Below are 13923 nucleotides of genomic sequence, written 5' to 3'. Positions count from 1 at the left end.
GGTCGGACGGCGGTTCGCTTCGGGCGGTGTGGCGCGCGGTCAGACGGCGGCCTTCTTCAGACGGCGCCGCTCGCGCTCGGACAGACCGCCCCAGATGCCGAACCGCTCGTCGTTGGCGAGCGCGTATTCAAGGCACTCCGAGCGGACCTCACAGGCGAGACAGACCTTCTTGGCCTCGCGGGTGGAGCCGCCCTTCTCGGGGAAGAAGGACTCGGGGTCGGTCTGGGCGCACAGCGCGCGCTCCTGCCAGCCGAGTTCCTCGTCCGCGTCGTCGACCAGCAGTTGCTGCACCAGCTCGGTCATGTGCGCCCCTCGTCTGTCTTTCGCGTCCCCGTGATGCTGTCGTTACCGTTTTCGGCTGAACGACACGAGTGAAATTACAAGTGTGCCGATCCGGGCCAGTCAAGCCGAGATCTGCTATTGGGCCCCTTATTCACTCTGCGGAACCAAGGCTATGCGGAAAGTGTTCAAATCGGCATAAACCATGACAGCCTCAAGGGTCCGACCGGACCACCGACCCGCTACAGGGAAGGACGTCCAGAAGTTCGATCTCGTTCCGACGCGCGACCCCGAAGCGAACCGGATCACATTTGGATCACAGGATCGCGCCGAGGTTTGCGCGCCCGGTTGTGCGCCATGTGTCCGGGGCGACTCCTGAGCAAACCTTTCACCTCTCAGATGAACCGGATGAGGTGAAACATCTCCCACATACCGGACATGAAGTTGACAGCTCGAGTGTGAACCGGTGTGCTGGTGGGCATGCTCGCGAACTTGGCACGCACCTCGACCCGCACCGCCGGGTCCCAGGGTGCTGCCCTCGCTCGCCGAAGCTGTTGCCGCTGTTCCAGCTGTTGAGCCTCATCGCGCTCCGGCTGCCTCGCCGCCACTGAGGCGAATCCCCGCCCCCTCCCGGGGCGAACGCCCGCACCAGGGCACCTCTCCCCGTCCGCGACCCGGACGCCACGGCCCTCCCCCACGTCCCGGCTCCGTCCGGACCGGGGGTCTCCCGCACTCTCCGCCGAGGAAACCACCGCACCCATGAACAGCGACAGCGACCTCCAGATCGCCGGCGACATCCTCGAAGTCCCGCACCTGCTCCAGCCGCCGCGCGAGCACCCCGTCACCGTGGCCGACTTCGTGGGACTCGCCCGCGCCGTCTCCGCCGACCGCTCCCGGTGGGAACACCTCGTGCGGTACGACGCCACCTCCCGCTGGTACCACCGGCTGCAGACCGGGCCCGGCTACGAGGTGTGGCTGCTGTCATGGGTGCCCGGACAGGGCAGCGGGCTGCACGACCACGGTGCCTCCTCCGGCGTACTCACCGTCCTGGACGGCGTGTTGACGGAGCGCACCGACCGGGGCACGCGCGCGCTGGGGGCGGGCGCGCAGCGGGTCTTCGCGCCCGGTTACGCCCATGAGGTCGTCAACGACTCCCTCGAACCGGCCGTCAGCCTGCACGTCTACCACCCCGGCCTCACCGAGATGCCGATGCACGCGGCGCGCTGCGCCGTCGCCGAGGTCCAGTAACCGACTCACACCTTGTCGTAGCCGCCTGCGAGACTGGACACCATGCGCATTGTGGTTCTGGCAGGCGGCATCGGTGGTGCCCGGTTCCTTCGTGGTCTCCAGCGGGCCTCGCCCGAAGCGGACATCACGGTCATCGGCAACACCGGGGACGACATCCACCTCTTCGGGCTGAAGGTCTGCCCGGACCTCGACACGGTGATGTACACCCTCGGCGGCGGCATCAACGAGGAACAGGGCTGGGGCCGGACCGACGAGACCTTCCATCTCAAGGAGGAGCTCGCCGCGTACGGGGCCGGGCCCGAGTGGTTCGGGCTCGGCGACCGCGACTTCGCCACGCACATCGTGCGGACGCAGATGCTGAGCGCGGGCTATCCGCTCAGCGCGGTCACGGAAGCCCTGTGCGACCGGTGGAAGCCGGGCGTCCGGCTGATCCCCATGTCCGACGACCGCGTCGAGACCCATGTCGCCGTCACGCTGCCGGACAGCGGCGAGCGCAAGGTGATCCACTTCCAGGAGTACTGGGTACGGCTGCGCGCCTCCGTGGCGGCCGAGGCCGTCGTGCCGGTCGGCGCCGAGCAGGCCAAGCCCGCGCCCGGGGTCCTGGAGGCGATCGCGGAGGCGGACGTGATCCTCTTCCCGCCGTCCAACCCGGTCGTGTCCGTCGGCACCATCCTCGCCGTGCCCGGCATCCGGGAGGCCATCGCGGACGCGGGCGTGCCCGTGGTGGGCCTGTCCCCCATCGTCGGCGACGCGCCCGTGCGGGGCATGGCCGACAAGGTGCTCGCGGCGGTCGGCGTGGAGTCGACCGCGGCCGCGGTCGCCGAGCACTACGGCTCTGGACTCCTGGACGGCTGGCTCGTCGACACGGTCGACGCGTCCGCCGTGGAGCGTGTGGAGGCGGCCGGCATCCGCTGCCGCGCCGTACCGCTGATGATGTCCGACCTCGACGCCGCCGCACGGATGGCCCAGGAGGCGCTGACGCTGGCGGAGGAGGTGCGGGGCGCGTGAGCGGCGGACGAGTCGGGAGCGGGGGAGCCGCGGACGGCCTCGGGCCGACGGACGGCACGGGCCGTACAGGCGACACGGGCCGTACGGACGACACCGTGCGCGATACGGGCCACGCGCGTGACGCGGGCGGTACGGACGGCACGGGCCGTACCGACGGCACCGCGGGCCGTACGGGGGACACGGGTGGCGGGGCGACGCGTACCGGCGTGGACGACGGCGCCGCCGGGTACCGGGTCTGGGCCCTGCCCGGCCTTCCGGAGGTCCACCGGGGCGACGACCTCGCCAAGATCATCGCCGGGGCCGGCGCCGGGCTGGCCGACGGGGACGTCCTGCTCGTCACCTCGAAGATCGTCTCCAAGGCCGAGGGGCGCCAGGTGGCGGCCGCCGACCGGGAGGCCGCCATCGACGCCGAGACCGTACGGGTCGTCGCGCGCCGCGGCGCCCTCCGGATCGTCGAGAACCGGCAGGGGCTCGTGATGGCCGCCGCCGGGGTCGACGCCTCGAACACGCCGGCCGGCACCGTCCTGCTGCTGCCCGAGGACCCCGACGCGTCCGCACGGACCATCCGGGACGGCCTGCGGGACGCCCTCGGGGTGGACGTCGGCGTCGTGATCACCGACACCTTCGGGCGCCCCTGGCGCGCCGGGCTCACCGATGTCGCCATCGGCGCCGCGGGCGTCCGCGTCCTGGACGACCTGCGCGGCGGCGCCGACGCGCACGGCAACCCGCTGAGCGCGACCGTCGTCGCCACCGCCGACGAGCTGGCCGGCGCCGGTGACCTGGTCAAGGGCAAGGCCTCCGGGCTGCCCGTCGCCGTCGTGCGCGGTCTGCCCCACGTGGTGGCCGAGGACGGCGGCGCGGGGACGCGCCCCCTGGTGAGGGACGCGCGCGACGACATGTTCCGGCTGGGCACCTCGGAGGCCGTGCGGGAGGCGGTGACCCAGCGGCGTACCGTACGGGCCTTCACCGACGAGCCCGTCGACCCCGGCGCCGTGCGGCGTGCGGTCGCCGCCGCGGTGACCGCACCCGCCCCGCACCACACCACGCCCTGGCGGTTCGTGCTGCTGGAGTCCGCCCGGTCGCGGACGCGGCTGCTCGACGCCATGCGGGAGGCGTGGATCGAGGATCTGCGCGGGGACGGGAAGAGCGAGGAGTCGATCGCCCGGCGGGTGCGGCGCGGTGACGTGCTGCGCAACGCGCCCTACCTGGTGGTGCCGTGCCTGGTGACGGACGGCTCCCATCCGTACGGCGACGCGCGCCGGGACGCGGCGGAACGTGAGATGTTCGTCGTCGCCATGGGCGCGGGAGTGCAGAACTTCCTCGTCGCGCTCGCCGGGGAGCGGCTGGGCTCCGCCTGGGTGTCCTCGACGATGTTCTGCCGCGACGTCGTACGGGACGTGCTGGAACTGCCGGACGACTGGGACCCTATGGGGGCCGTCGCCGTCGGACACGCGGCCGAGGCGCCCAAGGAGCGCCCCGGCCGGGACGCGGGGACGTTCGTCGAGGTGCGGTGACCCGCGCGGCGCGCCGTGCGGGGACCGCGATCCCCGGGCACCTGGGGCGACTCCCGTGTCCCCCGTGCCGGGAGCGCCTACCCTCGTAGGGCGACCCGAGCACCCCGAGGACCCCTTCCGTGGCTGGACGATTCACCCCCCGGCCGACGCGTACGACCGTGCGCGGCGGGCATGTCGACGTGCCCACGGGCGTCCGCGCCGGCCTCCCGCGCCAGGCCACCGGGCCTGGACTCGGACGGATCTGGACACCGCCCGGTCCGCTCGATCTCGGTCTGGTGCTCGGACCGCTGCGCCGGGGGCCCGGCGACCCGACCTTCCGCGCCACACCGGACGGGTCCGTGTGGCGTGCCAGCCGGACGCCCGCCGGGGCCGGGACGCTGCGGGTCGCGGTCCGGGACGGGGCGGTACGGGCCGAGGCGTGGGGGCCGGGTGCGCGATGGCTCCTCGAACAGCTTCCGGACCTGCTCGGCGCGTCGGACGATCCCGCCGCCTTCGAGCCCCGGCACCGGCTGGTCGCGGCGACGCGGCACCGGCGGCCGGGATTGCGGCTGACCCGCACCGGGCTGGTCCTGGAGTCGCTCATCCCCTCCGTGCTGGAGCAGAAGGTCACGACGGACGAGGCCTATCGGGCGTGGCGGCTGCTCGTACGGAAGTTCGGGGAGCCGGCGCCGGGGCCCGCGCCGGAGCGGATGTACGTCATGCCGGAGCCCCGGACCTGGGCTCTGATCCCCTCCTGGGAGTGGCATCGCGCCGGAGTCGACGACAAGCGGGCTTCGACGATCCTGCGGGCCGTACGGGTCGCCGCGCGGCTCGAGGAGGCGATGGGCATGGAGGCGGAGGGGGCGCAGGCGCGGCTGGAGCTGGTGTCCGGGATCGGGCCGTGGACGTCGGCGGAGACCGTGCAGCGCAGTCATGGGGCGGCGGACGCGGTGACGGTCGGGGATCTTCATCTGCCGGGGATCGTGGGGTACGCGCTGGCGGGGGACCGGGATGCGGACGATGCGGTGATGCTGGCGTTGCTGGAGCCGTATGCCGGGCAGCGGCATCGGGCGGCTCGGTTGATTCTGTTGTCGGGGCGGTCGCCTGCGCGGAGGGTGCCGCGGATGCCGCGGGGGGATATCGGGCGGTTGTGACGCGGGGGCGGTCGGGGGGTGGTTTCGCCCCCGCCGCCCCTACCCGTCCCATCCCCGGGGCTGCGCCCCGGAGCCCGCCCGGGGGCTGCGCCCCCGGACCCCCTGCGGGGCTCCGCCCCCGCGCCCCGCCAAGGGGCTGCCGCCCCCTGGACCCCCGCATCGCCCGAAGGGCTCGTCCTCAAACGCCGGACGGGCTGGACATGCGGGCCTGCGCTTCACCACTCCAGAAGCGCGTCCTCGGACGCCGGACAGGCTGAGAGTGCGGGCGCCCCGCCGTCGGCCGAAGGGCTCGTCCTCGGACGCCGGACGGGCCGGAGATGCACGCCCTCGCCGAACCACTCCGGAAATTCGCCCCCGAACACCGGACGGGCGGAAGATGCGCGCCCCCGCCGAACCACTCCGGAAACTCGCCCCCGAACGCCGGGCGGGCCGGAGATGCGGGTCACTGGTCCGAGGAGAAGCGGAGGGCTCCCGCGGGGATGTGGGCCTCGCACCAGATGCGGACGCCCTCGCGGAGTTCGTTGTCCGGGCCGATCACCGCGCCGTCGCCGACGACCGTGCCGGAGAGAACGGTGCGTTCGCCGATGCGGGCGCGGGCTCCCACCAGGGAGTCGGTGATGACGGCGCCGGGTTCGACGACGGCGCCGGACAGGATGGTGCTGCCCATGACCCGCGCGCCCTCGCCCACCTGCGCGCCCTCACAGACGACCGTGCCGCCGGTCAGTTTGGCGTCCGGGGCGACCCGGGCCGTGGGCAGGACCAGCCGGTCGCCGCAGCGGCCCGGGACGGCCGGCGAGGGGGCACGGCCGAGGACCAGGTCCGCGGAGCCCCGTACGAAGGCCTGGGGGGTGCCCAGATCCAGCCAGTACGTCGAGTCCACCATGCCCTGCAGATGGGCTCCGGTGGCCAGCAGTTCCGGGAACGTCTCGCGCTCCACCGAGACCGGACGGCCCGCCGGGATGGAGTCGATGACGGAGCGGCGGAAGACGTACGCCCCCGCGTTGATCTGGTCGGTGACGATCTCGGCGGGTGTCTGGGGCTTCTCCAGGAAGGCGGTCACCCGGCCCGAGGGGTCCGTCGGGACCAGCCCGTACGCGCGGGGATCGTCGACCCGGGTCAGGTGCAGGGACACGTCCGCGCCCGTCGACTCGTGCGTCGCGACCAGCGCCCGGATGTCCAGCCCGGTCAGGATGTCACCGTTGAAGATCAGGACCGGCTCGTCCGGGCCGGAGTGCAGACGGGCGGCGACGTTACGGATCGCGCCGCCCGTGCCGAGGGGTTCCTCCTCCGTGACGTACTCGATGTGCAGACCCAGCGCCGAGCCGTCACCGAAGTACGGCTCGAAGACCTCGGCCAGGTACGAGGTCGCCAGGACGATGTGCTCGACGCCCGCCGCTCTCGCCCGCGCCAGCTGGTGCGTGAGAAAGGGCACCCCGGCCGCCGGAACCATCGGTTTCGGGGTGTTCACCGTCAGCGGGCGCAGCCGGGTGCCTCTGCCACCGACCAGGAGGATCGCTTCTGTCACCTGTCGTCTCTGCTTCCTGCCGGGACCGGCCGAAGGGTGTTCCGGCCGGTCAGTGTATGCAGTCCGTTCGATGGCGTCGTCGACGGCGGCGCGGTTCCCTCGACGGCCGGGGAGTCGGCCGGGTCGCCGGACGTGTCGCCAGGTGACGGCCTCCTGCCCGCTCAGCGGCCCTGGTAGCGGGCCGCGGTCGTCCGGGCCGAGCCGAGCTTTCCGTACAGGAGCCGCCCCGGGCACTCCGTGGCGAACCCGTCCCGATGGCCGGAGATCACGTTGAGTCGTACGTTCTTTCCCTTTCGGTAGAGATTGCCACCGCCGGACTTCAGGTATGTCTTGCCGCGCGGATTGACCCCGTAGACACCGAGCTTCCACGCCGTGAGCCGTGCGACCGCGTTCAGCGCGGCGGCGGCCGGCCGGGCGTCGGCGAAGGTGCCGAGGACGGCGATTCCCATCGTGTTGCTGTTGAAACCGAGGGTGTGGGCGCCCATGACGGGCTTCGCCACGCCTCCGGCCCGGCCTTCGTAGACGGTTCCGCACTTGTCGACGAGGAAGTTGTAGCCGATGTCACGCCAGCCGCTGCTCACCACGTGATAGCGGTAGATGCTCCGGATGACCGAAGGGGCCTGCGAACAGCGGTAGTTGTTGCCGGACGCCGTGTGGTGCACGAAGGCGGCCTTCACCTTTTTGGTGTACACGAAGCCGCGCTCGCGCAGACTCTCGTTCGCGCCCCAGCCGCGCCGGGTGACGATGCGCGGGCGGGCGCCGATGTAGGGCTTCGCACGCGGCGCGCCGGGCTGGGCGGCACGGTACTCCTGCTCGGTACGGGCCTTGGACAGCGCCGGGATCTCGGTGGCGCCGAGCGGGGCGAGCGCCGCGTTGGCGGCGGACGCCTCGTAGGAGGCCGCGGTGGCCCCGGCGGCCGCGGCGGCGTTCTCGGCGGTGGCCCCGACGCCCGGCCCGACGGTGCGGCCGGCCGCCGTGGACGCTCCCCCGGGGTCGACCAGTTCGAGGTGCATGCCCCTGGGGAGCGGCGGTTCCCCGGCGGAGGTCGAGCGTTCGTCCACCGACGCCTGGACGCGTACCTCGACGCCGTCGGAGGCACCGACCCACAGCGGCGCCGTGGAGCCGCGCACCCGGCCCGAGCCGCTCTCGGCGCTGCCGGGGTCGGCTCCGTGCTCGTGGTTGTGCGTCTCGATGTCCTGCCAGCCGGTCCAGTGGGTGGTTCCGGAGGCGCGGGTGCGGACCTGGACGCGGCCGCGCAGTTCGGTGCCGGGGTCGTCCCAGACCACGCCGACGAGCGAGAACGACCGTACGGACCGTCTGGTGACGCCCTGTTCGGGCGCGGCGGCGCCGAGGCTCCGGTCGTCGCCGAGCGGGACGAGCGGGAGGGATCGGGTGCTGCCCGGGGCGGCGGGCTCGGTCTTCGCCGCCTGGGGCGCGGCCTGTGCCGGGGCGGACAGGGCCGGCGGAAGGGCGAGAGCGGCCGCGCAGGTGACGCCGACCGAGGAAGCAAGGAATCCACGCATGCCCCTGATCGTGGACATAGGCGTACATATCTGTCCATCGGTGAGGTGACGGCCAGTCTGCCGCGCTCGGCCGAACCGGTGGCACGGCCGGTCCGTCCCGCACGCGGGGCCCGCGTACGCTTCTGCGCGTGAACGCCACCGATCGCACCCCTGCCGACCTGCTGCGATCCGCGCTCGCCGCGGACCCCGCACGCCCACTGGTCACCTTCTACGACGACGCCACGGGTGAACGTGTCGAATTGTCCGTGGCCACCTTCGCCAATTGGGTGGCCAAGACCGCCAACCTGCTCCAGGGCGAGCTGTCCGCCGAACCCGGCGACCGGCTGGCGCTGCTGCTGCCCGCGCACTGGCAGACGGCGGTGTGGCTGCTGGCGTGTTCGTCGGTGGGGGTGGTCGCGGACGTGGGCGGCGATCCCGCCGCGGCCGACCTCGTGGTCAGCGGGCCGGACACGCTGGAGGCGGCCCGCGCCTGCTCCGGGGAGCGGGTCGCGCTCGCGCTGCGGCCGCTCGGGGGGCGCTTCCCGCAGCCCCCGGAGGGCTTCGCCGACTACGCGGTGGAGGTGCCCGGCCAGGGGGACCGCTTCGCACCGTACGCACCGGTCGACCCGGACGAGCCGGCGCTGATCGTCGCGGGGGCGGAGTACACCGGGTCCGAGGTCGTCGAGCGGGCCCGGTCCGCGGCACCCGCGCTCGGACTGACCGGGCCCGGTTCGCGGATTCTGTCGGGGCTCCCGTACGACACGTGGGAGGGGCTGAGCGCGGGGCTGTACGCGCCGCTGTCGACCGGGGCGTCCGTGGTGCTGTGCCGGCATCTGGAGCGGGCCGACGCGGAGGGGCTTGCCAAGCGGGTGGAGAGCGAGCGGGTGACCACGGTCCGCGGGGGCCCGGCCGGGGAGTAGGAGAGGTACGGGGGGATTTCCCGTGAGGGCCGCGGGTGGCTGAGCGCCCCGCTCCCCGCGCCCCGGGAAGGCCGCCACCCGTGAACCCGGCCGCGGAGCCGGCGCCGCGGGCCGTACGCGGACCGGGCCCGGCTGCCCCGCACCGGCCGCGTGCGGCCGAGCACCCCGTTCCCCGCGCGCCCCGGGCAGGGCGCCCCCGGTGCGGGCCCGCGGGGGTGTCGCCCGTTCGGGCTACCAGCGGGACGTCTTCGGGGGGCGGGCGGGCCATGGTCGTAGGAACACCGCAGTGCGACAGGCCCGTACGCCAGGAGGGGGTTTCCCGACGTGACCGTCAGCGCAGGGCCGGGAGCGGGGGCGTCGGCCACCGGTGCCGGGCTCGCCCGGCGGCGCCGGCGGCTGTGGCTGCGCAACTCGTCCCTGGGGCTCGCCGTCTTCGTGCTGGCCGCGAGCGGGGCCGGATGGGCCGTGTACGAGAAGCTGAACGGGAACATCACGGCGGACGACGACGCGGCCGCCGAGCTCGCGCGGTACGAGAAGGAACGGCCCACCGCGCTCGTGCGGGGCGCGCAGAACATCCTGCTGATCGGCTCGGACTCACGCTCGGGGAAGGGGAACCGGAAGTACGGCCGTGACTCCGGGACCGAGCGGTCCGACACCACGATCCTGCTGCACCTGGCCGCCAACCGGCACAGCGCGACCGCCGTCTCGCTCCCCCGCGACCTGATGGTGCACCTGCCGGACTGCCGCCGCCCGGACGGCACCCGCAGCTCCCCGGCCTTCGCGATGTTCAACTCCGCGTTCGAGGTGGGCGGTTCGGCCTGCACGATCCGGACCGTCGAGAAGCTCACGGAGATCCGGGTCGACCACCACATGGTCGTCGACTTCCACGGCTTCAAGGACATGGTCGACGCCGTGGACGGCGTCCAGGTCTGCCTGAAGCAGCCCATCGACGACAAGGACGCCAAGCTGCGGCTGCCCGCGGGCGAGGTGACGCTCAACGGCGAACAGGCCCTCGGCTACGTGCGCGCCCGCAAGAGCATCGGCAACGGCAGCGACACCGACCGCATGGACCGCCAGCAGCGGTTCCTGGGCGCGCTCGTCAACAAGGTGCGCAGCAACGACGTCCTGCTGAATCCGACGAAGCTCTATCCCGTCCTCGACGCGGCCACCTCCTCGCTCACCACCGACCCCGATCTCGCCAGCCTGCGCGGCCTGTACGAGCTGGTGCGCGGCATGCGCGACATTCCCACGGAACGGGTGCAATTCCTGACAGTGCCCCGGACGACGTACGCGTACAACGCCAATCGCGACCAACTCATCGAGCCGGAGGCCGCGCAGCTCTTCGCGCGGCTGCGTTCGGACACTCCGGTGGCCGTCGCCAAGGGTCTTCCGAAGGGGTCCCCCGGTGGCCTTCCCGGTGATTCCGGAGGGAAGAACGGAAATGCGGCGACGGGCCGTCCGGTTCCCGCGCGGAACTCGTTCGGGGGGCGCGGGGAAGGCGCGTACGACGCCGCATTCGACTACGAAGAGGAGTCGGACGGCGACACGAAGTGGCCGCTCGAACAGGCTCTCTCCCCCGTCGGCACCCCTCCCCCCGCTCCAACTTTCCGGGGAAACACGGCGGCCGAGGACGCCTGCGGGTAAAGCGTGCGCCAAGGACGGGAACTGCTGAGCTAAGAAGTCCCTGAGAAATAGGGCGGATTGCCCAGTTGTAGGCGAGTGGAATTTGTCACCGCCGTCGCTCGGCACTGAACTGGGCAGATAGTGTGAGCGATCCGGTGCACCCGGCCTCGAGGTCCGTCCTGGCGGTCGCGCACTGTTTGACCGAGAGACCCGAGCGCCTTGAGGGGGAAGGGCGCCGCGTGGCCCCGACGGAGGACTCAGACAACCGTGGACGCGCAAGGCCGTGGGCGGGCGGACAATATCGATCCCGCAGACCAATGGGTGCTCAACCCGAACACCGGTGAATACGAACTGCGACTGAGCAGTTCCGCACCGCAGTCGGGAGTTCCGAGACCACGGCGCGGCAATCCCGCGCCGACAGGAGCCGGGACGAGGCAGGGACAGCGGGCGCGCACGGCGCCGGAGCGGGACCGCCAGGCACCTCCCGGTACCGATGTGCCCGGGCCGCGCCGACGACGTGGCGCTCCCCCGGAGCCGCCTCCGGGCCGTCGCCGGACGAAGCCCAAGAAGTCGAAGGCGAAGAAGGTCCTGCTGTGGACCGGCGGTTCGATGGCCTTCGTGCTCGTCGCCGCGTCGGCGGCGGGATATCTCTACCTCAAGCACCTTGAGGGCAACGTCACGACGACGGACGTCGGCAGCGCGGGCAAACAGGGCTTCAGCAAGGACGAGGCCTTCAACGTCCTGATCATCGGCACCGACAAGCGCACCGGCAAGGGCAACGAGGGCTACGGCGACGCGAACAGTGTCGGGCACGCCGACACCAACATCCTGTTGCACGTCTCCAAGGACCGTACGAACGCGACCGCGTTGAGCATCCCTCGCGACCTGATCGCGAACGTCCCCGACTGCCCTACCAAGCAGCCCGACGGCAGCACGAAGGTCATCCCCGGCACCGACAACGTCCGCTTCAACATCAGCCTGGGGCAGGACGGCCGCGACCCGGGCTGCACGATGCGCACGGTGAAGGAGCTCACCGGCATCTCGGTGGACCACTTCATGATGGCGGACTTCAATGCGGTCAAGACACTGACGACGGCCGTGGACGGCGTCGACGTCTGTCTCGCGCACCCCGTCGACGACAAGGACTCGCACCTCAAACTGCCCGCGGGCGAGAGCAAGGTCGAGGGCGAGCAGGCGCTCGCGTTCGTCCGCACCCGCCACAGCTGGGGCAACGAGGGCGACCTGGACCGCATCAAGGTGCAGCAGCAGTTCCTGGGCTCCCTCATGCGCAAGATGAGCTCCAGCGACACCCTCACCAACCCGTCCAAGCTGATCAGCCTGGCCGAGGCCGCCACCAAGGCACTCACGGTGGACACCGGCATAGGAAAGGTCAGCACGCTCAAGGACGTGGCCCTGGAGCTGAAGAAGGTGCCGACGAAGAACATCAGCTTCATGACGGTACCGGTGCTCGACAACCCGGCCGACGGCAAATACCACAAGACGGTCATCGTCAATCCGGCCGCGGCCCCCGCCGTCTTCGGCGCGATCAAGGACGACGTCTCCTTCACCGAGGTGAAAAAGAAGGAGAAGGCGGCGAAGGACGCCCAGGCCGCACGCCTCAAGGGCACCAAGTCCGCGGCTTCCGAGGTGCGGGTGCGGATCCTCAACGGCGGGGCCGCCGGCGGCTCCGCGCAGTTGACCCTCGCCTGGCTTCAGAACTCCGAGGGTGTGCAGAAGTCCGAGAACGCCGGCAACGCGCCCGCGCAACTGAGCAGGACCACACTGGAGTACGCACCCGACCAGGCGCCTCAGGCACGCAGGCTGGCCGCGATCATGGGGCTGTCCGGATCCGCTCTGAAGCCCGGCAAGAGCGTGACCAACTCCCAGGGGCTGCCCGCGATGACGCTGACACTGGGCAAGGACTTCAAGGGCGCGGGAGAGCCGCTGACGGCGGCGACGAAGGCACCGGACGTGGACAAGTCCACGGCGGACAAGGTGAAGTGTGCCTCGTAGCTGACCCGACGGGTCCGCCGCACGTCCGTGCGGACGGGGCGGACCCGCGGCGGCAGCGGGACGAGTGGGGCCCGGCGGCGCGTACCCGTGCCGCCGGGCCCTCGTCTCAGGAAGCGGCGGGTTCCCGCACCGCGGGGCGGCGGGAGGCGATCACCTTGCGGGCCAGCGCGCGCGGGCTGGTCAGGAAGCCGAAGCCCCAGGACATGTGCATGGTGGCGAGGGCCACGGGGATCCGCAGGCGGGCCCCGGCCGGCAGCCCCTTGCCCGCGGGCAGCGAACCGGCGGCTATCGCCGCGAGGTAGCCGCCGGGGATCAGGAAGCCCCAGGGCGTGAGCGCGGCGCCCACCACGAGGCCCGCCGCGATCGCGCACACCGCGACCGGCGGGGCCAGGTAGCGCAGGTTGATGGAGCCCTCGTGGTAGCGGGCGACGACGTGACGCCACCGTCCGTAGTCCTTGTACTGCTTGGCGAGGGCCCTGACGGAGGGCCGTGGCCGGTACGACACCTTCAGCTCGGGCGAGAACCAGATGAGGCCGCCCGCCTCCCGGATCCGGAAGTTCAGCTCCCAGTCCTGGGCGCGGATGAACTCCTCGTTGTAGCCGCCCTGCCGCTCCAGCGCCTCGCGGCGGAAGACGCCGAGGTACACGGTCTCCGCCGGGCCGGCCTCCCCGCCCGTGTGGAAGGCCGCGTTGCCCACGCCGATCTTCGAGGTCATCGCGGCGGCGACGGCGTGCTCCCAGTCGTTCTCGCCCTCGGCGTGCATGATGCCGCCGACGTTCTGCGCGCCGGTCTTCTCCAGGAGGCGGACGGCGGTGGCGATGTAGTTCGGCGAGAGCATGCCGTGCCCGTCGACGCGGACGACGACGGGGTGCCGGGACGCCTTGATCGCCGCGTTGAGCGCGGCGGGGGTGCGGCCGGTCGGGTTCGGCACGGTGTGAACGCGCGGGTCCTCGGCGACGAGTCCGGCCGCGATCTCGTCCGTACGGTCCGTGGACGGGCCGATGGCGATCACCACCTCCATCTCGCCGTCGTACTCCTGCGCCAGGATCGCTTGGACGGCTCCGCGCAGGTGCCTCTCCTCGTTGAGGACGGGCATGATCACGGATACGGCGGGGGGCTGCACGCCAGACTTCTCGCTCATCGGACGTCACGTTACCG

At 72.2% G+C, this 13923-nt stretch carries 11 protein-coding genes; 7 read left to right on the top strand and 4 right to left on the bottom strand.

Translation table 11 applies throughout. From position 1 onward, the window contains the following. Positions 1-39: 39 nt before the first annotated feature. Entirely contained in the window at positions 40-303 is a 264-nt protein-coding gene (locus tag OG776_RS25165; RefSeq protein ID WP_003975777.1) for a WhiB family transcriptional regulator, read from the bottom strand. Positions 304-1038: 735 nt separating this feature from the next. On the opposite strand from OG776_RS25165, the gene OG776_RS25160 reads away from it, so the two are divergent. The 4 genes from OG776_RS25160 (at position 1039) to OG776_RS25145 (ending at position 5182) form a co-directional block, all read left to right on the top strand. Then, positions 1039-1527, top strand: coding sequence for a cysteine dioxygenase (locus OG776_RS25160; protein WP_148008708.1), 489 nt, complete (start codon positions 1039-1041; stop codon positions 1525-1527). 42 nt (positions 1528-1569) lie between these two features. Further along, the gene (gene cofD / locus OG776_RS25155; RefSeq protein ID WP_148008709.1) at positions 1570-2535 is read left to right on the top strand and encodes a 2-phospho-L-lactate transferase; all 966 of its coding nucleotides are present in this window, start codon (positions 1570-1572) and stop codon (positions 2533-2535) included. A gap of 206 nt (positions 2536-2741) precedes the next feature. Beyond that, positions 2742-4049, top strand: a complete 1308-nt coding sequence (locus tag OG776_RS25150; RefSeq protein ID WP_329323760.1) for a coenzyme F420-0:L-glutamate ligase — start codon at positions 2742-2744, stop codon at positions 4047-4049. 119 nt (positions 4050-4168) lie between these two features. Beyond that, the gene (locus tag OG776_RS25145; RefSeq protein ID WP_329322558.1) at positions 4169-5182 is read left to right on the top strand and encodes a DNA-3-methyladenine glycosylase family protein; all 1014 of its coding nucleotides are present in this window, start codon (positions 4169-4171) and stop codon (positions 5180-5182) included. Between the two features lie 442 nt (positions 5183-5624). On the opposite strand, the gene OG776_RS25140 is transcribed toward OG776_RS25145, so the two are convergent. Beyond that, positions 5625-6707 (bottom strand): nucleotidyltransferase family protein, encoded by a 1083-nt coding sequence (locus OG776_RS25140; protein ID WP_148008710.1) that lies wholly within the window; start codon positions 6705-6707, stop codon positions 5625-5627. Positions 6708-6868: 161 nt separating this feature from the next. After that, positions 6869-8230, bottom strand: coding sequence for a peptidoglycan recognition protein family protein (locus tag OG776_RS25135; protein WP_148008711.1), 1362 nt, complete (start codon positions 8228-8230; stop codon positions 6869-6871). A 128-nt stretch (positions 8231-8358) separates the two neighbouring features. Between OG776_RS25135 and OG776_RS25130 the strand changes: the two genes are divergently transcribed. The 3 genes from OG776_RS25130 to OG776_RS25120 all read left to right on the top strand — a co-directional run bounded on the left by OG776_RS25130 (position 8359) and on the right by OG776_RS25120 (position 12765). Beyond that, positions 8359-9129, top strand: coding sequence for a TIGR03089 family protein (locus OG776_RS25130; protein WP_148008712.1), 771 nt, complete (start codon positions 8359-8361; stop codon positions 9127-9129). 324 nt (positions 9130-9453) lie between these two features. After that, positions 9454-10773 carry an LCP family protein gene (locus OG776_RS25125; protein WP_148008713.1) on the top strand — a complete coding sequence of 440 codons (1320 nt, stop codon included), beginning with the start codon at positions 9454-9456 and terminating at the stop codon, positions 10771-10773. Positions 10774-11019: 246 nt separating this feature from the next. Next, a complete protein-coding gene (locus OG776_RS25120; RefSeq protein WP_148008714.1) occupies positions 11020-12765 on the top strand; it encodes an LCP family protein in 1746 nt (581 codons plus the stop codon). A gap of 106 nt (positions 12766-12871) precedes the next feature. Here the strand turns inward: OG776_RS25120 and OG776_RS25115 are convergent, their stop codons facing one another. After that, a complete protein-coding gene (locus OG776_RS25115; RefSeq protein WP_329326520.1) occupies positions 12872-13906 on the bottom strand; it encodes a glycosyltransferase family 2 protein in 1035 nt (344 codons plus the stop codon). Between the last annotated feature and the right edge of the window lie 17 nt (positions 13907-13923).

The organism is Streptomyces sp. NBC_01689 (assembly GCF_036250675.1).
Lineage (GTDB): Bacteria > Actinomycetota > Actinomycetes > Streptomycetales > Streptomycetaceae > Streptomyces.
Note: the sequence above shows the minus strand (reverse complement) of the source record. Positions and strands in the feature narration are given on the sequence as shown.